The sequence below is a fragment of the Sulfurimonas sp. genome, from assembly GCF_029027585.1.
Taxonomy (GTDB): domain Bacteria; phylum Campylobacterota; class Campylobacteria; order Campylobacterales; family Sulfurimonadaceae; genus Sulfurimonas.
The window spans coordinates 1,151,616-1,173,757 of record NZ_CP093397.1; the positions used below are offsets into that span (position 1 = coordinate 1,151,616).

At 31.2% G+C, this 22,142-nt stretch carries 23 protein-coding genes and 1 tRNA gene; 15 read left to right on the forward strand and 9 right to left on the reverse strand.

Annotated elements, in window-relative coordinates; all coding sequences use genetic code 11:
- Positions 1–5 precede the first annotated feature (5 nt).
- Both MOV50_RS05990 and MOV50_RS05995 read left to right on the forward strand, forming a co-directional pair.
- Entirely contained in the window at positions 6–3,086 is a 3,081-nt protein-coding gene (locus MOV50_RS05990) for a CusA/CzcA family heavy metal efflux RND transporter (RefSeq protein WP_321779489.1), read from the forward strand.
- Between the two features lie 2 nt (positions 3,087–3,088).
- Complete coding sequence (locus tag MOV50_RS05995) at positions 3,089–3,409, forward strand: hypothetical protein (protein ID WP_321779490.1); 321 nt, start codon at positions 3,089–3,091, stop codon at positions 3,407–3,409.
- 55 nt (positions 3,410–3,464) lie between these two features.
- Here the strand turns inward: MOV50_RS05995 and hrpB are convergent, their stop codons facing one another.
- Positions 3,465–5,981: an ATP-dependent helicase HrpB gene (gene hrpB, locus MOV50_RS06000; protein ID WP_321779491.1), complete on the reverse strand. Its 2,517-nt coding sequence runs from the start codon at positions 5,979–5,981 to the stop codon at positions 3,465–3,467.
- Between the two features lie 245 nt (positions 5,982–6,226).
- Here hrpB and MOV50_RS06005 point away from each other — a divergent pair, with 245 nt between their 5' ends.
- Both MOV50_RS06005 and MOV50_RS06010 read left to right on the forward strand, forming a co-directional pair.
- Complete coding sequence (locus MOV50_RS06005) at positions 6,227–8,254, forward strand: EAL domain-containing protein (protein ID WP_321779492.1); 2,028 nt, start codon at positions 6,227–6,229, stop codon at positions 8,252–8,254.
- Positions 8,255–8,294: 40 nt separating this feature from the next.
- Positions 8,295–10,202: a hypothetical protein gene (locus MOV50_RS06010; protein WP_321779493.1), complete on the forward strand. Its 1,908-nt coding sequence runs from the start codon at positions 8,295–8,297 to the stop codon at positions 10,200–10,202.
- 27 nt (positions 10,203–10,229) lie between these two features.
- Here the strand turns inward: MOV50_RS06010 and MOV50_RS06015 are convergent, their stop codons facing one another.
- Both MOV50_RS06015 and MOV50_RS06020 read right to left on the reverse strand, forming a co-directional pair.
- Positions 10,230–11,039: a DUF4824 family protein gene (locus tag MOV50_RS06015; protein ID WP_321779494.1), complete on the reverse strand. Its 810-nt coding sequence runs from the start codon at positions 11,037–11,039 to the stop codon at positions 10,230–10,232.
- On the reverse strand, positions 11,036–12,112 hold the full coding sequence (locus tag MOV50_RS06020) for a DUF2157 domain-containing protein (RefSeq protein ID WP_321779495.1): 1,077 nt from the start codon (positions 12,110–12,112) through the stop codon (positions 11,036–11,038). The genes MOV50_RS06015 and MOV50_RS06020 overlap by 4 nt, the downstream gene beginning before the upstream one ends.
- A 93-nt stretch (positions 12,113–12,205) precedes the next feature.
- On the opposite strand from MOV50_RS06020, the gene MOV50_RS06025 reads away from it, so the two are divergent.
- The 3 genes from MOV50_RS06025 (at position 12,206) to MOV50_RS06035 (ending at position 14,429) form a co-directional block, all read left to right on the forward strand.
- On the forward strand, positions 12,206–12,697 hold the full coding sequence (locus MOV50_RS06025; protein WP_321779496.1) for a ribonuclease HI: 492 nt from the start codon (positions 12,206–12,208) through the stop codon (positions 12,695–12,697).
- 144 nt (positions 12,698–12,841) lie between these two features.
- Positions 12,842–13,858: a hypothetical protein gene (locus MOV50_RS06030; RefSeq protein WP_321779497.1), complete on the forward strand. Its 1,017-nt coding sequence runs from the start codon at positions 12,842–12,844 to the stop codon at positions 13,856–13,858.
- Positions 13,859–13,865: 7 nt separating this feature from the next.
- Positions 13,866–14,429 carry an MFS transporter gene (locus tag MOV50_RS06035; protein ID WP_321779498.1) on the forward strand — a complete coding sequence of 188 codons (564 nt, stop codon included), beginning with the start codon at positions 13,866–13,868 and terminating at the stop codon, positions 14,427–14,429.
- An 8-nt stretch (positions 14,430–14,437) separates the two neighbouring features.
- On the opposite strand, the gene MOV50_RS06040 is transcribed toward MOV50_RS06035, so the two are convergent.
- A complete protein-coding gene (locus MOV50_RS06040; RefSeq protein WP_321779499.1) occupies positions 14,438–14,836 on the reverse strand; it encodes a hypothetical protein in 399 nt (132 codons plus the stop codon).
- On the reverse strand, positions 14,833–15,402 hold the full coding sequence (locus MOV50_RS06045; protein WP_321779500.1) for a bifunctional precorrin-2 dehydrogenase/sirohydrochlorin ferrochelatase: 570 nt from the start codon (positions 15,400–15,402) through the stop codon (positions 14,833–14,835). The genes MOV50_RS06040 and MOV50_RS06045 overlap by 4 nt, the downstream gene beginning before the upstream one ends.
- A gap of 130 nt (positions 15,403–15,532) precedes the next feature.
- Between MOV50_RS06045 and MOV50_RS06050 the strand changes: the two genes are divergently transcribed.
- From MOV50_RS06050 to MOV50_RS06075, 6 genes are all read left to right on the forward strand, one after another.
- Positions 15,533–16,534 carry an Lrp/AsnC family transcriptional regulator gene (locus tag MOV50_RS06050; protein ID WP_321779501.1) on the forward strand — a complete coding sequence of 334 codons (1,002 nt, stop codon included), beginning with the start codon at positions 15,533–15,535 and terminating at the stop codon, positions 16,532–16,534.
- A 9-nt stretch (positions 16,535–16,543) separates the two neighbouring features.
- Complete coding sequence (locus MOV50_RS06055; RefSeq protein WP_321779502.1) at positions 16,544–16,927, forward strand: hypothetical protein; 384 nt, start codon at positions 16,544–16,546, stop codon at positions 16,925–16,927.
- Positions 16,928–17,089 (forward strand): hypothetical protein, encoded by a 162-nt coding sequence (locus tag MOV50_RS06060; protein WP_321779503.1) that lies wholly within the window; start codon positions 16,928–16,930, stop codon positions 17,087–17,089. It abuts the gene before it with no gap.
- Entirely contained in the window at positions 17,086–17,379 is a 294-nt protein-coding gene (locus tag MOV50_RS06065; RefSeq protein ID WP_321779504.1) for a hypothetical protein, read from the forward strand. Before MOV50_RS06060 ends, MOV50_RS06065 begins: the two co-directional genes overlap by 4 nt.
- On the forward strand, positions 17,376–18,071 hold the full coding sequence (locus MOV50_RS06070; protein WP_321779505.1) for a hypothetical protein: 696 nt from the start codon (positions 17,376–17,378) through the stop codon (positions 18,069–18,071). The genes MOV50_RS06065 and MOV50_RS06070 overlap by 4 nt, the downstream gene beginning before the upstream one ends.
- A gap of 83 nt (positions 18,072–18,154) precedes the next feature.
- Positions 18,155–18,409: a hypothetical protein gene (locus MOV50_RS06075; RefSeq protein ID WP_321779506.1), complete on the forward strand. Its 255-nt coding sequence runs from the start codon at positions 18,155–18,157 to the stop codon at positions 18,407–18,409.
- Between the two features lie 50 nt (positions 18,410–18,459).
- Here the strand turns inward: MOV50_RS06075 and MOV50_RS06080 are convergent, their stop codons facing one another.
- Both MOV50_RS06080 and MOV50_RS06085 read right to left on the reverse strand, forming a co-directional pair.
- A complete protein-coding gene (locus MOV50_RS06080) occupies positions 18,460–18,783 on the reverse strand; it encodes a hypothetical protein (protein WP_321779507.1) in 324 nt (107 codons plus the stop codon).
- Positions 18,773–18,991, reverse strand: coding sequence for a hypothetical protein (locus MOV50_RS06085; RefSeq protein WP_321779508.1), 219 nt, complete (start codon positions 18,989–18,991; stop codon positions 18,773–18,775). The genes MOV50_RS06080 and MOV50_RS06085 overlap by 11 nt, the downstream gene beginning before the upstream one ends.
- Positions 18,992–19,244: 253 nt before the next feature.
- Between MOV50_RS06085 and MOV50_RS06090 the strand changes: the two genes are divergently transcribed.
- Positions 19,245–19,373, forward strand: coding sequence for a hypothetical protein (locus MOV50_RS06090; protein ID WP_321779509.1), 129 nt, complete (start codon positions 19,245–19,247; stop codon positions 19,371–19,373).
- A gap of 21 nt (positions 19,374–19,394) precedes the next feature.
- Here MOV50_RS06090 and MOV50_RS06095 read toward each other — a convergent pair.
- A tRNA-Ser gene (locus MOV50_RS06095) sits at positions 19,395–19,484 on the reverse strand.
- Positions 19,485–19,584: 100 nt separating this feature from the next.
- Here MOV50_RS06095 and MOV50_RS06100 point away from each other — a divergent pair.
- Positions 19,585–21,510 carry a DUF1538 domain-containing protein gene (locus MOV50_RS06100; RefSeq protein WP_321779510.1) on the forward strand — a complete coding sequence of 642 codons (1,926 nt, stop codon included), beginning with the start codon at positions 19,585–19,587 and terminating at the stop codon, positions 21,508–21,510.
- Positions 21,511–21,513: 3 nt separating this feature from the next.
- Here MOV50_RS06100 and MOV50_RS06105 read toward each other — a convergent pair whose 3' ends face one another.
- Positions 21,514–22,140 carry a DNA-binding protein gene (locus MOV50_RS06105; RefSeq protein WP_321779511.1) on the reverse strand — a complete coding sequence of 209 codons (627 nt, stop codon included), beginning with the start codon at positions 22,138–22,140 and terminating at the stop codon, positions 21,514–21,516.
- Positions 22,141–22,142: the final 2 nt, after the last annotated feature.

Sequence of the window (22,142 nt, forward strand, 5' to 3'; positions counted from 1 at the left end):
ATAGTATGTTAAATAAACTCATAGATACCTCTTTAAAGTACAGGTTTTTAGTGCTTACTTTTTTCTTAGCTATTAGTGCTTTTGGTTACAAAGCTTATGTTGAAATACCCATAGATGCTTTTCCAGATATCACACCAAAACAGGTTGTTATCTACACAGAAAGTCCTGGGAATTCAGCCCAAGACATAGAAAAACTCATAACCTATCCCATAGAATCAGCCCTCTCTGGTATGGCTGGTGTAAAGATGATAATGTCAAACTCATTTTTTGGACTATCTTATGTATCTGTATTTTTTCAAGATGATATGGACATATATTTTTTAAGACAACTTGTAAATGAACGACTAGGAAGTGTAGATATTCCTGCTGGGTGGGGTTCACCTCAACTTGGACCAAACACGACGGGATTAGGTCAGGTTTTTTGGTATCGTTTAAATGATGAAACAAAAGAATATACTCTAAGCCAACTGCGTGAGATGCAAGACTATGTAGTTACTCCTCTTTTAAAAAGTGTAACTGGCGTTGAAGAAGTTATAGGCTGGGGCGGAGATGAAAAACAATACAATGTTCTTGTAGATACTAAAAAACTTCAAAACATTGGCGTGACTTATGCAGACATCATAGATGCCTTGCGTAGTGCAAATCAGGCAGCAGGTGGTCAATACTTAGAATTTAATTCTGAACAGTATCTTATTCGTGGCACTGGACTTTATAAAACACTAGATGATATTAGAAATACCGTTATAAAATCAAGTAATGGTCACGCAGTTACAATCAGCGATATTGCAGATGTACAAACAGGTTCTGCTCCTCGTTTTGGTGCTATTAGCATCGATGGTAAAGAAGCAGTTATCGGTATGGTTCTTCAAAGAACGGCTACAAACGCTGCTAAAGTTGTTGAGCAAATAAAGAAAAAACTTTCAACCATAAACTCAACACTCCCAGAGGGAGTAAGTATTCAGAGTGTTTATGATAGAACTGAGATAACACGAAAAGCTGTTGATACAATGACATCTGCTCTTTTAACTGGTGTTGTTTTAGTAGCGTTTGTTTTGTTTGTGTTTTTGTTTGAGCTTCGTTCGGCTTTTATCGTTATAGTATCTTTACCTATATCTTTGCTTATTGCCTTTTTGCTTATGGATTATTATAGTCTATCTGCTAATTTAATGAGTCTTAGTGGTTTAGCTATCGCGGTGGGAATGATAGTCGATGGCACAATAGTTATAGTAGAAAATACTTTTAGAAAGCTCCACGATATGCCAGATGCTAATAAAATGGAAGTTATAGCAACATCGGCAAAAGAGGTAGCAACTCCTGTTACTTTCGCTGTTTTAATCATCATAGCTGTTTTCATTCCTCTACTTTCACTAGATGGACTTGCTGGAAAACTTTACTCTCCAATGGCACTTAACATTGTTTTTGTAATGCTTGGTTCACTTTTAGTAGCACTTGTTTTAGTTCCTGTTTTAGCATTTATGTTACTTCGTCCTAGTAAATCTAACTCTACTGTTTTAATGCAAATAATCAAAAAAGCATATACACCTCTTTTAGTTTACTCTATCGCTCACGCAAAGATGCTTCTAACAAGTGTTAGTATCGTGTTTGTTAGTTTGGCAATTGTACTCTCTTTTGTAGGTCGTGAATTTATGCCAGAGTTAAATGAAGAGTCAATCATGTATAGAGTTATAGCAATTCCTGGAACTGCTCTTTCTCAATCTGTTCAAAATGCATCTGAGATTGAAAAACATATACTCTCAAACTATCCAAATGAAGTAAGTTCTGTTTTATCTATGATTGGAAGAAGCGAAAAAGGTGAAACTGCTCAGGCTAACTATATGGAAGTCTTACTTACACTCAAAGATGATATAGAAGATTTACCTGCTTTAACAGATAGGATGAATGAAGATTTAGAACATACATTTGAGCATATCGTCTTTGTTCCAACTCAACCAATCGCTATGAGAATAGAAGAACTTTTGGAGGGTGTAAAAGCAGAACTTGCCATAAAAATATATGGAGATAATCAAAAAACTCTAGATGCTATATCAAAATCAATCATCAACACCATCGCTGAGGTTGAAGGACTACAACGCGCAGAAGTTGAAACTCAACTAGGACAAGCACAAATCAAAATAGAGCCTAATTATTTGGCACTTGCTCGTTATGGCATAAAAGTTGATGAAGTTATGCAAGTTATTAACAATGGCATCGGAGAGGAACAAGTTACTCAAAAGATAGAAGGTATCAGAAGATTTCCAATAGTTGCGAAAATCAAAGATGCAAAAAAAGATATAGCTTCTCTTAAAAACTTAAATATTCGCTCAAGTAATGGAAATTTAGTTTCACTTGATCAAATCTGTACAATAACAATCGAACATGGTGCTTCGTTCATAAAGCGTGAAAATTTAAGTCGTTATATGGTTTTGTCTATGGAAGTTGAAGGTCGTGATATTGCTTCATTTGTAGAAGAGGCAAACAAACTTATAGAAAAAAATGTAAACATTCCATCTGGTTATTACATAGGTTGGGCAGGTGATTTTAAAAATATGCAAGAAGCAACACAAAAGCTTAAAATCATCATACCAATAACTATATTTTTGGTTATTTTACTTTTATTTACCGCATTTAACTCCATCTCAAAAGCTTTGCTTATTCTTATAAATGTACCGTTTGGTTTTATAGGGGGGATTATCGCTTTAGTTGCAAGTGGCATCTACTTGTCAGTATCTGCAATCATAGGCTTTTTAGCCATCTTTGCCATAGCTATTTTAAACGGTATAGTCTTAGTCAGCTTTATTGATGAACTACGGCTTAAGTTTCCAAATGTAGATCTAAAAATTTTACTAAAAGATGCTGCTTTACTTAGACTTAGACCAGTACTTATGACGGCATTTACAACTTTGTTTGGAATTCTTCCACTTCTTTATGCCAGCGGTGTAGGAAGTGAAATACAATACCCTTTATCCATTGTTATAACAGGTGGGATTATAAGTTCAACAATTTTAACATTACTTATATTACCTTCAACATATCTGCTTTTTTACAAAAAAGAGCATACAACTAACACTACTAATCAAAAGGATTAATCATGAAATATTTACCATTACTACTAGCTCCAATCTTTGCGTTTGCTTCTCAAGCTATGACACCAATGGAGCATAGCTCTGTTCACGGATATAACAAGAACCCGAGTCTTAAAATTAAAACTGAGCAAAAAAAGAAAAAACTTAGTAATATCAAAGACAAAGAAGCTCGTAAAATAGTTAAAGAAGAAACTACGCAAGAGGTAGAGAAGATTAAACTCACACATTCAGGTGATTTTCTTATTTATAAGGCTACAACTAAAGATTACAGAGTTCAAGTAAATGCCTTAGACGGTACTGTAATGAAAAAAGAGTCCAAACAATAGCACCAAATACATGCCCATACTTTTGTATGGGCATCAATCCTCGTAACCACCAAATCTACTTCGTTATATTTCGCATCATATGCTTTTTAGTCCGACTTGTAGCAACAGCTTCAAAAGGATTCTCTGGCCAGTAGTGTCTTTTGTACTTACCTCTTACTTCTTTTCTAACCTCAGCGTACGAGTTCTTCCAAAAGCTTTTTAAATCGTAAGTTATCTGCATAGGAGTCATTGCTGGGGTTAGTAGATGCACTTGTAAAGGTAGAGTGTTAGCCAGCACTTTTGGTGTTTCGTGAAGCCCAAAAACTTCTTGTATTTTTACTCTCATAGATGGTTTTTCATAGTCTGCATAATCTATGTGTATATTTGAGCCACTTGGTACTTTAACACTTAGTGGTGCCATAGTGTCTAAAAACTGTTGCTTGTCCCATGCTAGAAGAGATAAGAGCATATTATAAACATCTAAAGCTTCTAGTGCTTTTATGCTTGTAACCCCTGATAAATAAGGTTCTAACCAAGCATCTAGTGTATTAAGTAGAGTCTTGTCACTAAAGTCTATAAAGTCCTGATGATGATTTAAAAAGTTTACTCTATCTTTTAACCTTGTAGCTTTTTTACTCCAAGTCAAAATCCCTAAGCCCTCTTTTTTAACAAGCGCTAAAAGTAGTTTTTTAAAGTTTAAATTTTTAGTAGATTGAACTGGTTTTGAGCTAAGTTGCAGTTTTAAAAAGTAAGTATTTTCTCTGATGTCAAACTTCTTAAGCTCTTTGTTGTAGGTTATAGAATCTTTGTTTACAATGAATAAAGAAAAATACTCTTGAATCTCCGCCATTGTAATACTAAGAGCTAGGTTTATAACAGAGTCTTTATCATGTGCATGAAGATTTGCTACCACTAAAAACTCTTGGTTAAACAAAGAATCTTCTTCGTGAAGTATCGCACCTTTTGCATTACTCATAATATATTTCTTGTCGTTTTTTCCTCTTTGTCGAGCGAGTCTATCGGGGTAAGCAAAAAGAAGTAGTACACTAAGCATCTCTACATTAAATGAACTATTTTTCTTTGGCACTTTTTTTATACTTTTTAATTTTTTATAAAAGAAATCAGCTGAAGTCATTACCTCTTTAACTCTAAACCTATTTATATAGATGCTATCAAAATCTTTTTGGATTAGATGCATAAACCTTGAAGCTATATCGCTATCTTTGCTTGAATTTTTAAATATATCTTTTTCACCTAAAAGAGATGCTAAGAGGCAGGCTTCATAGGCAAAACCTAGGCTAGTGGCTTTTAAAATCATATAAGCAAATCTTGGATGCAGACCTAAACTAAGCGCATCTTTTCCAAAGGATGTGATTTTAAATGAGTTATCAAGCATGGCAAGTTCTTGTAAAACTTCTTTAGATTTTTTTATGATATTTAGGCTTGGAATATCTAAAAATTTTAACTCATCAAAATCCTCGATACCCCACAGAGCCAAATCTAAAATAAGTGAAGATAAATCTGCTCGTAGTATTTCAGGTTTTGTTGATTGTTGTAGTATTTTTGACTCATGCCAAAGCCTGTAACATACCCCACTAGAGAGTCTGCCAGCTCGACCAGCTCTTTGAATGGATGAATCTTTAGAGATAAAGGTTAAATCTAAATGATTCATGGCATTTGAATAGTTGTATCGTGACTGCTTTTCTAAACCAGAATCTATGACTACTTTTACACCTTCAATGGTTAGCGATGTTTGAGCGATATTTGTACTTAAGATGATTTTTCTCTTTGTTGATTTACTTATTGCTGTGTCTTGTTCTTTTTTTGGTAGTGAAGAGTAGAGCGGTAATACTAAAATATCTTTAGATGCTGAGGAGTTTAAAAGAGAATTTTGTAAGTTTTTTATCTCTTTAACCCCTGCTAAAAAGACTAAAATATCTCCATCATTCTCTTTTATGGCTTTTAGCGTAGTGTTTAAAAGTAAAGAGTTCAAAGACCTTGCATCTGGTTGTTTTGTCTTGATGTCTAAGTATATATTTTGAACTTCATACATTTTTCCTTTTGAAGTGATTACTGGAACTTTGCCTAGTAAAGATGAGATTTCATTTGAGTTAAGCGTGGCAGACATTATGAGTATTTTTAAATCATCACGCAGAAGTTCTTGAACTTGCAAAGATAGTGCTAGTGATAAGTCGGTATGAATACTTCGCTCATGAAACTCATCAAAGATAATCATAGCAACATTATCTAGAGTTTGATTACTTTGGAGTTTACGAACCAAAATAGCTTCTGTAACAACTAAAATTTTTGTTTGTTTGGTATAGCAACTATCCATTTTAACCTGATAACCAACACACTGTCCCAGTTTTTCTCCAAGAAGTTTTGCCATTTGAGTAGCAACCATACGAGCAGCAACACGACGAGGTTCTAGCATGATTATTATTTTATCTCCAAGCCAAGTCTCATCAAGTAAGGAGATAGGCACAACTGTACTTTTCCCTGCCCCAGGAGGAGCTTGTAAAACAAGAGTAGAGTTAGCCTTTAGTGAGTTTTTTATATCATGCAAAACTTCATATATTGGTAGATTATTCATATAAGGTATTATACTTTATATATAATACAATTCACTTCATTAGAGACTAATATGAAAGAGATACACAAACCGAAACTTATGAAGATGGTGAAACATTTGTAACAAAACATTATTGCAATGCTAAAGATGCTTATGTTAAAGCTAGATCATTTTGTAGGAGACAACTAAAAACAAAGTACGATACTCCAAAGATAAAATCTCATTTTTAGATATAATAATTTAAGTATTTAAAAAAGGTAAGTACAATGATAATAGATTTGCATAAAGATGAAATAAAAACTTTATTAAATAAATTACCTGGTATGTTGTATCGATGTAAGTATAATAATGATTGGACTATGGAGTTTATTAGTGATGGATGTAAAGAGCTTACAGGATATGAAAATAAAGAATTATTATTTAGTAAAGATATAACTTATGCGTCTATAATACATGAAGATGACGCTACTGTTCTTTATGATATTGTTACTCAGGCACTTAATGATAAAAAAGCTTTTAACTACGAGTATAGAATCAACACAAAAAATGGTGAGTTTAAATGGGTATGGGAGCAAGGTCTTGGCATCTATGATGAAGAAGGCAATGTTTTACACATAGAAGGGTTTATAACTGATATAACATCACAAAAAATACAAAAATATAAACTAAAGAAAGAATTATATAAAAAAAATAAAGAGCTTTTAATTAACTTATCTCTTTTAAATGAATATAAAAAAGCAGTTGACGAAAGTGCTATTGTTACTAAAACAAATGTAGAAGGGTTTATAACATATGTAAATGATGAGTTTTGTCGTATTTCAGGATATTCAAGAAAAGAAGTTTTAGGTAGATCTCATAATATAATAAGACATCCACAAAATCCAAATAAATTATTTAAAAATTTATGGAAAACAATCTTAGATAAACGAATTTGGAAAGGTGTAATTAAAAATAGATCGAAAACAAATAAAACATATTATGTTAAATCAATTATTATACCTATCTTAGATTATGATGGTGAGATAAAAGAATTTATGGCAATAAGACATGATGTTACTGACTTGATACTACAAGAGAAAAAAATAAAATTTCAAACTACTGATCAAATGACACATCTTCCAAATAGACAAAAATTAATGGAAGATTTGATGCAAGATAAAAAATTTAAACTTGCTATTATAAATATAGAAAAATTTAAAGAGATTAATGAGTACTATGGTTTTGATATAGGAGATAGACTTTTAATAGAACTTTCTAGCCTTTTATCTAAGCATCTAAAACCATACAAAACAAAGCTCTATAAGCTTCCTAGTGATGAGTTTGCTATATTAGTTGACGAGAAAACAAATAAAGATGATTTAAAAAAACTTATCTTAGTTATCTTAAAGTTAATTCTAAAGTTTAACTTTAAAATAGATGGAAATAAGTTTAATATTAGAGCTATCTCTGGTGTGTCAATGCAAAGAGATTATTTGATAAATGCAGAAATGGCGACAAACCATGCAAAAATAAGTAATAAAAAATTGGTATTTTTTGATGAAAATTTAGATATTAAAGATCAGTTAGTAAATAATGTCAAATGGACAAATAAAATAAAACAAGCTATAAAGAAAGATAGAATAGTTGTATTTACTCAAGCAATTGTATGTAATACTACTCATAAAATAAACAAGTATGAATGTTTAGTAAGAATGATAGATACTGATGGAACGATTATATCTCCAATGAAGTTCTTAACCATTGCTAAAAGATCAAGACTATATTCATCTATTACAAAAATAGTAATCAAAAAAGCTATTGAATATTTTAAAGATAAAGATGACCACTTTTCTATAAATTTTACATTAGAAGATATTCTCAACCCTGATACAGTAAATTATTTAGTAAAAAAAATAAACAAACATGATGGATTAGGTCATAGACTGATTATTGAAATAGTTGAAGATGAAGGTATTGAAAACTATGAAGAAGTAAATGAATTTATAAAAAATATGAGGTTTTTAGGATGTAAAATTGCTATTGATGATTTTGGTACTGGATATTCAAATTTTTATTATTTGATGAGATTAAATGTTGATTTTATTAAAATAGACGGTTCTATTATTAAAAATATTGCCCATGATAAAAATGCTAAAGTTGTTGCAGAATTGATTGTAGGTTTTGCTAAACGCCTTAATATCGCAACAATAGGAGAATTTGTTTACAATGAAGAAATTTTAAATATTGTAAAGAAAATGGGTTTAGATTATTCTCAAGGTTTTTTCTTAGGAAAGCCAAAACAGATAGAGCTTTAGCTCGTAACAGATTATTTTAAAACATAACAGGAGTTTATCTATGAAATACTTACTTTTACTTTTTGCTTTATCGGCTATGATTTTTGCTGATGATACTATTGTTAATGACACAAATGAACCTATGCTTTGTAGAGTATCCTATCCAGCTGTATTTGAACAGGAAGTTATTCATGGGATTCAACAAAGAATACAAGTAGAAAAACAAGAATCATTTATGAAAATTCTTAAGCCAGGTAAAACTTTAGTAAAAAAAAGAGATGGTAATATTGTTTGCTACAATAAACTTCAAAAAATCTCTATTTACAATAAAGGTAATGTACAAAAACTAGAAGGAAAGCGACTTGAGTCATTTATAAAAAATCATGAACTCTTTGATATCGCTTCATATATAAATGAAAATAAACAGTTTATAGATGCTAAATATGGAGTATCTAATCAATGTCAGCCTTATAAAGGTGGAAAGTATTGTAAAAGAATAAATGGTCTGGATATTTTTTATAACAAAGAAGGTAGAGTAAAAAAACTTTTTATATATGATAGAGCATTAGTTAGTTCAAAGGGTAAGCCATCACCATTTGAAGTAAACTCTTTTTATAAGATTAAAATAGGTTCAGAGCCTTTAGGTCTATGGGTAAGTGACAAAAATAAAAAACTAATAAAATCTAAGCCAAGTTTTGAATCTGACAATGTTATTATCTGGGAAAAGCCAATCAAGGGAATAAAACAGATTGTTTTGACAGCAAAAAATGGGCATATCAATATTTATGGTAATAGGTATAATAGAAGAAATAAAAATAAAAAAGTGGTGCTTCAAGACTATCTTCAAGCCATAGAAGTTGAGTACGCATTGGATGATAAAGCTTATGCATTACATCAAAAATCTAGACCTATGCCTGAAGTAAAATTTCAATCTATGAAAAACAATTATCAGAAACAAAACCTTCCTATAAAAGCAAAAATAACTTGGGGAAAATACCTAAATCCAAAAAATAAGATTCCGACAAATAAATTTAAAGCTTTTTACATAAATACAAATAAGCCTAGAAAAGTTATAGCAAGTGAAATAGTACCAAAGGTTAGTGTGAACTATCCATATAGTGAGTTCCACGATATTAAATCTGAAGATTTTGGTGGCTACTGGGTTGGAAACTTTACTTATGACAAAACACAAAAAATGCATCTTAGTACTTCGCAAAGTTGGGCAAAAACACGAATAATAATTGATGGAATGGTTATATATGAAGGTTCAAATAACTCGCAGATACCATTTACTTTTACTAAAGGAAAGCATAAAATAGAAGTAGAGTATGTAAATAACTGGCATACTACTAACTTTAAGCTAGTTATCAAAGAAAAAGAAAAAAAATATTCTAGTCGTGAATTGAAAAAAGAATTAAAAAAATATAATTTAAAAGACAGCCAAGTTTTATTCGTTGGAGCATATAAAAGTGATACTAAAAGTCAATCTACAATCTTAAAAATTGCAAAATCATCTAAGCCTATCATTCTTGTTCTAAACTCATACCACAGCATAGAGTGGATTATAAAAAACCCATACAAAGTTAAAATAAAAGCTGTAGTTTACTCTTCTCGTCATTCTGGAGTAGTTATTAAAGGTGATATATCAAAATCAATACCAATACTTCAGTATCAAAATACTTTAGGCTCATACAGTATGGAGAAAAAATGTATATGTGTCAATGGTGGAGCAAGTTTTCATTGTGAAGGAAGAAATGCTTTAAATGTACTAAAGGACATAAAAAAAGTTATAGGAAAAAAGGTATTTGGTTATAGTACTAAGCATAGAGCAGATACTCTTATGGTACCAAATACTATATTTGATACGAAAAAGAAAAAAGAACTAGAAAAAGAGATAGTGAAGAATGAGAAACTAAGAAAAGATTGTCAAAAAAAATCAAATCCTGAATTTGAAAATATTTTTAAATAATATCTTTGATTGACTTTCAAATAAATCCTAATATATTCTTTTTACAGAGCTAATCCACGGCTCATATCTACTTCCATATTTTACTTCTACTTTGTAGCTTGGATGGGTGTTTTGTTTTGCATTATATTTGTCTATTGGTTTGACATCTTTTAAAAGATGTTTAAACTCATAAGGCAGGTTGATTTTTTGTATGTGAAGTTGTTGAATATAGCCATATATTATTTTCTCTTTATAGCTGTTAGATATTTTCACAAGTCCTTTAACTATAATAAAATTGGCTTTGTTAGTGTACTTTTGTCTTAACGCGTCATAATCTAACCCTGCATCTATAGCAAAAAGTCTAGATGCTGATGTTTGTTCACGAGTAAGATTTCTTTTGGCATTTTTATAAGCCCTTTGTTTGCTCTTCTCAGCACTATACAAAGCCTCTTGTTCTGCAAATACTTCTTCTGCTAATTTCAAAGATTTTTTATATGATTCACAATTATATTCGAGAACGATAAAGACTTCTTTACTTGGTCTTTTTATATTTTTTTTGTAGATTAAATATTTATCTGTATCAAAACCCAATTCTTTTAGTTTAGTAACATTTAGCCAATTACCAAGATGTGAAAATTTTGATTTATTTATGTTTCTATATACAAGCTTAAGAAATATACTATTGTTTTCTTTTTTCATTGAGTATGGTATTTCAAGTTCTCTTTGCGTTAGTATCGCCTCAGATGTTGTTTCTCCAGACCTGTTAAAATAGATGCCAAGAAGTACAACAATGTTAGTTAAAATCAATAATGCAAAAGCTGCTGCAAAAAGCTTAGAAGAAGGGTTTAATATTTTCATGATATTTTCTCCTGTGTATTTTTTAACAACTCATTTCTAAATTTTTTAAGTATCATAAGTATGAAAATAGCACTTATACCTATAATTAAAAAGAAGACATATTTTGGCATCCAAGCCCACCACCAGTTGTAAAATTTTGTATAAAGAAAAATGACAAAAAAGATATTTCCCATATTTGTAACTTCTGATAAACCTTTTTTTATACCAATATAGATGGCAAAAGCACTAAAGCCAAATCCCACAACTTGGTAAAATCCTTCTATAAAATTTTCATTCATGTTTATATAACTTATGGAACCGTAATTTGATAAGATTAAAACAGGCAGAAAAAATAAAAACATGGAAAAGTATCTGTAAACAACATCAAAGTTTGTATGTTTTGAATGGTTTATAAAAGAGAGTAAAAATAGAACTAAAGCAACTGGGAAAAAGTTTTCAGGATAATCTGAGAAATTAATCCAATAAGCTCCGCCCCAAACTCCAACTTTTACTGATAAGAAAAATGAAATAAATATGATTCCCACTCCTAAAAGTAGTCTAGCCTTTAAAGCATAAGCTAGTAAAAATGCAAATAGTGCCCATACAAAAAAAGCATTTGGTGATGGTGTGATGTTAAATATCTGACCAAGCATAGCTAGGTTTAGAGCAAATGTAGTAAAAGTAAGTAGAGCTGATATCTTTGTATAGTAGTCTTTGTTGTGTTGTTTTGATAAGTAATATGTAGTAAAAAGTAAAATAGTTGGAGTAAAAATAAGGATGAAAACTTGTGTACTTTCTCTAAAACTACCCCAGAACTGTAAAAATAGAAAAAATATACTAAAAGCAAGTCCAAGAGCCGCTAAAAATGAAACTATTTTCATACCAAGACTAAGCTGTTTTTCATTTTTAGTTGTATCTATGTCAAACTCTAAAGAGTAGTTAGATAAAAGGTTTTGGTGGTATTTATCTAGCTTGTCGTTTTGCTCATTAGTAAGTTCAATTACATCTGTATCTTGTAATATTACTAATTCAGCTTGAAATGCCTTTACTTGATCTGTTCTTTGTTGGGCTGTTAAAATTGACTTTGTTTTCATATGTAAATAAATCCTATCTAACGAAACTAATTAGTATATGATAGCAAATATTTACTGAACTTTAAATAGTAAAATATTATAGTAAAATAAATCATGAAAAAAAATAAATCGCAAATCTATTTATTTACAGACGGAAGTGTTAATCCTCAAAGCGCAATAGGCTGTGGAGCATATTTACTTTTAGATAAATTAGAGTTCTCTTTTGCCCAACTAGAAAAAGAAATTAAAATTAAAAAGTTTGACAATACATCCTCCACAAAATTAGAACTAGAGACACTTTTATGGGCTTTAAATGATGTGAGTTTAAAAAAATTTAAAATAGTGATTTATACCGATTGTCAAAATATTATAGGACTCAAAGATAGAAGAGAGCGATTTGAGAGAAATAACTATATGACCAGCAAGGGTGTACTTATAAAAAATCATAAACTATATAAAGATTTTTTTAAGAACTTAGATATTTTAGATTGTGAGTTTATCAAGGTAAAAGGTCATAAAAAGGCATCTGCAAAAAATGAGATAGATGAAATTTTTACTCTTGTGGATAGAGCCACAAGAAAGGCTCTTAGGAAAACTATTTTATAGTTATATGCTCTCTTTAACCAATTTTTCTATTTTATATATATGTTGCACTTGCTATTTGAATTAGCGACTTAGCGTTGTGGAATTTATCTTACAGCTGTAGTTTAGATTTAATTATATGATACAATTTCATCAATAAGGATTAGCATGAAAGAAAATCAAAAAATAATCAAATATCAAAGTGGAAATATAGAAATGGAAACCTATCAAGATGGTGAAACATTTGTAAAGAAGCATTACTATAATGCTAAAGATGCTTATGTTAAAGAGCTAAGTTATTTAAAAGATGGGATTAAAAAAGTTAAATATTTTACTGAAAAAGGTGTTTTGTCAAAGCTAAACTATTTTGTAGATGATAAACGACATGGATTAGAAACAAAATACTTTATCTCTAAAGCTGATGGCAGCATCAAAAGTACTAAATCTTATGAAAATGGGAAGTTACACGGCGAAAATATAATTTATAATGAAAAGGGTGAAATAATTAAACGAGAAATTTTTGCTCTTGAAAACTACAAAAGGTTATCGATGGACAAAACTTCTAGCCATATTAGAAACATACTGCATGGTTTTTTCCTAACAATCGGAACTACAATCGCAGAACCCTCTACAATCTTACCCCTAATAGTAAACTATTTTGGTGGCAGTTCTATTCTTGTTGGTTTTTTTGCAGCTCTTCTTCGTGGAGGAGCTATTATCGTTCAGCTTTTTGCAGCATTTAAAGCACAAAGTTATACCCTCATGATGCCTTATCTTCATCGTGTTTTTATGGTTAGATTTTTAGCATGGTTTTTCATAGGTGTGTCTATCCTTTTATTTGGGGAAGATTCACCAACCTTGACTCTTTTTTGCATCGGTTTTGGACTTTTTCTTTTCTCTTTTAGTGCAGGGTTTGGGGCTATTTACTTTAAAGATATTATAGGTAAGATTTTTTCTCATAAATTTCGTGGCAAAACCATGGCTTATAGACAATTTTTTAGCGGTGCAGGTGGGCTAATTAGCGGTGCTTTAGCTGGTTGGATTATTGCTTCGTTTGATGCACCTATGAGTTATGGTTATCTTTTTATTATTAGTTCTTTTATCATGGGACTTGGATATCTTTCTTTTGGAACTATTGATGAGCCTGTAAAAGAAAAAGTAAGTAAAAGAGAAAAACTCATTTAAGCAGTTTTTGCACAACTCATGGACGCTTCTAAAGGGTGATAAAGATTTACAAATCCAACTAAAAACTTTTCTTTTTGCTTATGGTTATTTAATAGCTCTACCTTTTATAATCCTAGACGCTCAAACAAAAATCGACCTAGATGGTCTAGCTATCGGGAGTCTGATAACAACTCAAATGGTAGGAGCGATGCTAAGTAACTTTTTATGGGGAAAACTTAGCTCAAATGGCTTAAATAAATTAACAGCAAACATATCTATAAGTTTACAAATCATTGCAATATTTATAGCTTTTAACGCATCTACTCTTTATGAGTATATGTTTGTCTTTTTTCTAGTTGGTGCTGCACTAGATGGAAATCGCATAGCATCTGGAAACCTTATTTTAGCCCTTGCACCTGCTGATAAAAGACCTGTATATGTTGCCTTGCAAATAAATATCATCTCATTTGGATTGTTTTTTTCACTTGTTGGGGGAGTTATTTTACACTTTTTTAACTACACTATTCTTTATAGCACAGCAAGTGCTATGCTATTTTCATCACTATATTTTTCTTTTAAACTAAAGGATTAGTAAAAGCTTTAGATGCCAAAAAAGCTTTTGATGAAGGCTCTTTCTTTTGGTGTTTCTATAAGAATTTTGACCTCTGTGTCATCATCTCTTGTGATAATAACATCGTTTCCTTCAACTCTCATATACTCTTTTGCCCACTCTTTATCAAGCTCATCTAAACGATGAAGTATCTCAGCATTACTTGGTTTTTCTTTTTCATCAGTTAGCTTATTTAAAATAGCTAAACCACCCATTCTTTTTTCTAGTTCGTAAGGACTATAAACCTTTATGGCTTTATAAATTCTCTCTTCTTTTGCCTCTGGCATCGCTCTTTTCATAGACAAAACACCCATAATTAAAAAACCAGCCAATAAAGCAAAAACAAAAATCTTTTTTACTAAACTCATTTCACTTTTTTCTTCACTCATTTACTACTCCAATTTTGTATATAATTTTTTGCTTTTTCATCTAACATTTTCATTCTATCTTTACCTTTTGGCAATGTTTTTCTTAGATTTTTCATCTCTTTTAAAAAATCACCTATGCTATCTGGAATAAGATTTTGCAAATAAATACGAAGATGTTTTGCCATCGCAGGTGACGCTCCTGAGGTAGATACGGCAATAGTTAAATCATCTTTTTTTATATAAGATGGGAAAATAAAATCACAATAATCAACAGAATCAACAGAATTACAAAGACAATTATACTTTTTTGATTCGCTAAAGATTTCTGCTTGAAGTGGTATATCATCAACAGCAACAATAACTATACCAAATTCTGAGATATCCCCTTCTTTATAAGCTCTTTTTTCATAATGAAGCTTATTTTTTTTAATAGCACTAGACATATCATCTGATAAGTCTAGTGCTATTATAGAGATATCTTGTGTGAAATCTAAGAGATGATCTAACTTTTCATAAGCTATATAGCCACCACCAACGATAAGTATTTGTTGATTGTCAAGTTTGATAAAAGCAGGAAAATAAGCCATAATTCTCTTTTAAATTTTTAACGACATAATAGCATAATTTAAAAAATTCTAAACTTGACAAACATCAACTCAGATTAATAAAAATTAGCTAAAATCCTCTTAACTAAATTTAAAAATAAAGATAATAAATATGAAAGATGAAATACTATCGAGAATACAAAAAAAGTTTCCACTTGTCCCAAAACCTTTTGAGACTATTGCAAATGAACTTGAAATGAGTGAAGCTGAAGTTTTAGCAATCTTGCAAGAAGAAAAGCATAAAGGTATAATCCGCCAAACTTCTGCTATATTTGACACAAAAAGATTAGGCTATAAATCATCTCTTGTAGCATTTAAAATCGCAGAAGATAAAATAGATAGTGCAGTAAAAATCATAAATTCACACCCAGGAATCTCTCACAATTACGAGAGAAACCATGAGTTCAATATTTGGTTTACTCTTGGTATCGCTCCTGATTCTACACTAGGACTTGATAAAACTGTTGAGATACTTGCAAAACTAACAGAGGCAGATGACTTCATTATGCTTCCAACTCTAAAACTTTTTAAAATTAATGTTAAATTAAACACAACTGGCAAAGATGAGAAAAAAGAAAAAGTTAAAAAAGTTATTCATACTGAGATAGAGATGACACCCCTACATAACGCAATAGTAAGAACGGCACAGTATGATATAGAGATGATAAGTGAGCCATTTAAAAAGATTATTGATGATTTAAATATTGACTATGATAAGTTTTTCTCTATTTTAAGAGAACTTCAAGATGCTGGAATAATGAGAAGATTTGCATCTATACTTAATCATAGGAAAGCTGGTTTTAATGCAAACGCGATGGTTGTTTGGGATGTTGATGAAGGAGAAAAAGGCAAAGCTATCGGAGAAATAGCGGCAGCTTTTAGCGCTGTTAGTCACTGTTACCTTCGCCCAAAATATCCAAACTGGCAATTTAACCTTTTTACTATGGTTCATGGTAAAACAAAAAAAGAAACTAATGGTATAATTGCTGAAATGGCACAGGAAATAGACTCAAAAACTCATATGCCTCTTTATAGCTCAAGAGAGTTTAAAAAGATACGCATAGAATACTTCACCCCAGCAATTGAAGCTTGGGAAGAACAATATAGTAAATAGGAAAAATAAATGGAACTTTTTTTTGAATTAGAGATAGTATATCTTATCATTGGTGCTTTTATATTAACAATAACAGCTATTGTAACTACTAGAGATTTTATGCCAAAGGTTGCTTTTAAAAGAGGCATGTTAGGTGTTGGAGGATTTTTAACTTTGATGATTTCTTTTCACTTCTATATGACAACCACAAGAATGGAAGGCGTAAAAGAGATTTTTAACAACAATGAAACTATCATTTGTGAAAACAAAATGCGTAGAACTATTTCAAGATCAGTTTTACTTTCTAAAGAATTAGGATGGAGGCTTGAAGGCGATAAGTTTAAAAATGATGGTTATGAGCGTGATTTTCATACCTCAAGATGTATAGAATTTGATGGAATAGTACCTAAGTAGATGCTAGCAATTTTAAAACGATACTCAATGGCACTTATTTTTCTTTTCGTTGTTGTTGTTCTTATGTTAGCTGGAACTTTTGGTGTTATGAGTTTTGCCAACGGCATGGTTAAAGAGATGGGAATAGAGATGAAACCAAGAGGGGAGGATATGACTAAATGAGTTTAAATATTATACTTGTTATTGGTGTTATTTTAAGTATTGGTTTTCACTTTATTGGTGTTTATGCAAATGCAAAAAAAACAATATGGTTGATGCTTGTCATTATGTGGGCAGGTTCTTTTAGCATAGCAATGAATGAAGTTAAACCAAGTGCTTATGATGAAGTTAAAAAAATAAAAGGTCAATTTGAAGACACAGATAAACTCATCCAAGATGCTGGAACTGAGATGTCTTTATATGATTTTTTACTAATTAAAAAAAGTTACATTAAAAATAATCCTAAAAAATGATACAGCTTAAAAGCATCTCTATCATTGGTTGCGGTTGGTTGGGTAAACCGTTAGCTAAGACTCTTGAAAAAGAGTCTAGAGTCCAGTGTTTTGATAGAGAAAAAACTTCAGACAACTCCTCTTTTTGGCAAAACGACACAATAATAATTGCAATAAATACAAAAGATAACTATCTAAAAACTCTACAGAAAATCGCAAAACTCAGCTCTACTTCTTCAAATATCATCTTGTTAAGTTCTATCTCTGTATATAGAGAATTTAACTCTATCTTAGATGAAAATGTAGATATAACACAAAAAAATCTTCAAAAAGAAGCAGAAGAGTTAATGCAAAATTTAAGAAAAAATCTTCTTATTTTACGACTTGGCGGTTTGATGGGCGAAGATAGGATCTCTGGAAAATGGAAAAAAGTATCTTCGTTTAAAGATGGACCTGTAAATTATATACATCGTGAAGATGTTATAAACATAATAAAAAAGTTGCTTAAAAGTGATGTGAAAAATGGGATTTTTAACCTTGTCGCACCACAACATCCCCTTCGTTCACTTGTACATGAACAAAATGCAAAAAACTTTGGTTTCATGCTAGGGAGTTTTAAAGAAAAAACTTCTAAAATAATCAACTCTGATGCTATCATCAAAAAACTAAACTATACTTTTTTATATCCAAATCCATTAAAGTTTTGGAACTAATCATAAAACTTGAGCAAACTCAGCATAATTATAATAAAATTATATTATAATTATAAATATTGATTATCTAAAGGAAAGATTTTATGAAATTTTTTTTTATACTACTTATGACACTAAGCTCCATTTTATTAGCTTCAGATACTACGCAAGAAACAAAAATGGATAAAGAAATTCAAAAACAGATAGAAAAAGAAAAGAGGTATGCAAAAGAGCAAACTTTTTATAAAGGCAAGGATTATAATCTAAAAAGTTTTGAAGTAAATCCTGATGCCATAAAATCTATCCCAAAATCAAATATTGACTACTCTGACGGTGATAATGTTTTAGAGATGGACTAAAAGAAATATTTTAAAAAAGGTGATACTATATATATTATTACATAATACTTTTATATCTCATCACGAATAATCTCTTTTAGTTTATGAGTCAAAATTGTATCTCTATCACTCTTTGCATACATTGTAACAAGATATAAATTATCTCCATTGACATAGTATGTCACAACTCTAAAACCTGCTCTTTTACCCGTTGGTATAGATGAGTTTTGAAGTCTTACTTTATATAGTCCACTTTCAAGAGCTATCCCTAATTCTGGATTCTTACTAAGTTCTTCGATTAGAAGAGATAAATCTTCTTTTATTTTTGGAAATCGTTTCTTTAATTTTTTAACATCTTTATCAAACCGAGGAATGGTTTCAATGCTATAATTCATCAAGTAGTTCTTTTACAGGTCTTGAATGTAAATCGCCATTATTAACAGCTTTAATTTCTTCTAATCCTTCTCTAAAATTACTTATTACTTCTTTTTCATTTTGAGAATTTAATTTTAAAACTTCTACGCCATCGCTTTTAAAATGTTCTAACATCCACAGAACTTTATCTGCGATAGATTCATTTTTAATATCTATTGCTAATTGCATGAGGTCTCCTTTTTGAATATTTTTATAATTTAGATTATAGCATGTTAGTCATTTCACTACAACAAAATACACATTACCCGTTCCACTATCCACGATATTGCTTTCCCGTATCGGGTGGAGTCATTGGAGCGGTTAATTGGTATGTGAGTATCATCTGTCTCATGAGTGGAGTTAATAATTAAGATAGTGATTTTAAAGAGTTTAAGAGGTACAGAAAGTCAACACAGTTCTATTATTTGTTAAATAGTATATAATGTTGATTATGATTAGCATGAAGGCTTATAATTTAAAAAGTTTTGAAGTAAATCCTGATGCCATAAAATCTATCCCAAAATCAAATATTGACTACTCTGACGGTGATAATGTTTTAGAGATGGACTAGAAACTAATAAGTATTTATCTATGGTGGTCGAGGTGAGATTCGAACTCACGGTGGATTTGCACCCACACAACCTTTCCAAGGTTGCACCATCGGCCACTCGGACACTCGACCATATATTAAAAAGAAACCGCATCTTACCTTTATCATTCTTAAAAATCAAATTTTTATCTTATTTTAGATAAAATCACATATTATTTCACAAAGGATAGGAATGCTAAGCATTGCTTCATTTTTAAAACTCTTAAAAGAATCATTTAGAGATTTATTGCCTATCATTCTTGTTATTATGTTTTTTCAACTTGCCATCATTCAAAGTGTACCTGAAAACTGGTTAAGCACTTCTATTGGACTTGCTATTGTTGGTGTTGGACTTGCTGTTTTTCTTTTAGGGCTTGAAGTTGGTATCTTTCCTGTTGGGGAAGGTCTTGCTAGTGAGTTTGCAAGAAAAGGCTCCACAAAATGGATAATAATATTTGCTTTTATGATTGGTTTTGGTACTACTATCGCCGAGCCTGCCCTTATTGTCATCGCACAAAAAGCTGCTAGTATTAGTGCGGGGCGAATAGATGCTACATTTTTAAGACTCGTTGTTGCTTTTTCTGTTGGCTTTGCCATTGTTGTTGGTGTTTGGCGGATTATAAAAGGTCATCCTATCCACTACTATATCATCTCTGGATACATCATGGTTGTAGCTGCAACAGCCTTTGCACCAAAAGAGATAGTTGGTCTTGCTTATGATTTAGGTGGAGTTACTACTTCAACCGTAACCGTTCCCCTTGTAGCAGCTCTTGGGATCGGTCTAGCATCTACCATAAAAGGTCGAAATCCTGTTTTAGATGGTTTTGGACTTATTGCATTTGCTTCTTTAACTCCTATGATATTTGTACAGTTTTATGGAATTTTCGTATATGAGTTTGTAGATGCAACTACAGCTATAACCACTCAAATAACAGAAATTCCAAAAACACCCTTAGCATTTGACTTTAAAATTCTTAGTATTTTGCAAGGTCTTATAGATGTTATCATTGATGTTCTGCCCATCTTGGGAATTATAATCTTTTTTCAATATGTAATCCTTAAACAAAAAATCGACAATCTAAAAGAAGTTATTATAGGTTTTGGTTTAGTTATTCTCGGTCTAGATGCTTTTGTAGTTGGCTTAGAAATGGGTTTATTTTCTGTTGGTGAAACGATGGCGTTTGAGCTAACTCAATATGACAACAACTTTATCATATACTCTTTTGGTTTTCTTATTGGTTTTTCTACAACTATGGCGGAACCTTCCCTAACTGCTATTGCAAAAAAAGCAAAAGAAATTAGTGATGGCAAGATAAATGACTTTGTTCTTCGTCTTTTTGTTGCGCTTGGTGTTGCTATTGGTATTTCCCTTGGAGCATACAGAATTGTTGTTGGTGGAGAAATTGTTTACTATATCATGGCAGGTTATCTTTTTGTAATAGCTCTTACTTTTATTGCACCAAAATATATCATCCCCATAGCTTATGATAGTGGTGGTGTTACAACATCAACTATCACTGTTCCTCTTGTTGCAGCTCTTGGTCTTGGACTAGCTACAAACATAGATGGAAGGGACCCACTTATTGATGGATTTGGTTTGATTGCTTTTGCTTCACTCTTTCCTATGCTTACCGTTATGCTCTATGGTATCATCACCGACAGGATGGGAATAAAAGGTGTTCAAGAGATAGAGGAAATGCATAAACATGAGCTCCAAGATGCCATCGAACATGCTTATGATATGGGGCTCTCAACTATCAACATAGAAGGAACGGGAGAACGGCACTCCTATAAAATGCCTTTTTCAGCAGTTCATGTCATAGTACCTAAAAAAAATCAAGATAAAGCTCTTATGGCCGCTCGTGATGCAGGTGCTGGAGGAGTGACTATTATGGATGCTCACGGTATGGGACTTCTTGAAATGGACAACTTTTACAAACGACTTTATAGTGAGCCAACAGATGTAAATCTAATGTTTGTCGTTCCTAGCAAAAAAGTTGATGCTATTATACTTGCTGTGATGAGAAAACTAGATATTGTAGGAAAAGGAGATGGTGTATCTTACTCTTACCCAGTATCGCATCTTAAAGGCTTAACTCTAAAAAGTAGTGATTTATAAGTTTTATTTTAAAAGGTCCTTGTAATCATATTTAGTTAAATTGATATAGTATTTTTTCCCTATTCTTATGATTCTACTATCAGATTTAGCTACCTTTTTAAATCTCTCTTTTATCTTTAAACTCTTCTTTTTTGAAATATTATTATTTTTTAGATAACTTTTTAGAGAAATCGGTGTACCTTCTTTTTCAGCTTGTGCTTCTATTTCTACTTCTACTAACTCTTCTTCATCTGGAGCATTAAGTAAAAACTTTGATGAGATAGTATTTAGTATATTCTTTAACTGCTCATCTTTATCTTTATAAATTTGTTCTATTTTCTCTCGCTCAGATATTAGCATCTGCTCTTTTTGATCTCTTAGCGTTTTTGTTTCACCTTCGAGTTTTTCAACTTTTGTTTGTAACTTTTGGTTTTGTTCTTCTAAAAACTTATAATACTTAGCATCTGTATGAACAACAGATACTCTTCTTGTACTTGTTTTGTTAGTTGTTTGAGAACTTTTTGTTATAAGGACATACTTTATGCCATCTTCAACAACACTCTGTAAAGAGCCTCTTCTTATGCGGTTATGAATTGCCTCTTTTGATACACCAAGTTTTGTAGCAGCATCTGCTATACTCATTTTACTCATAT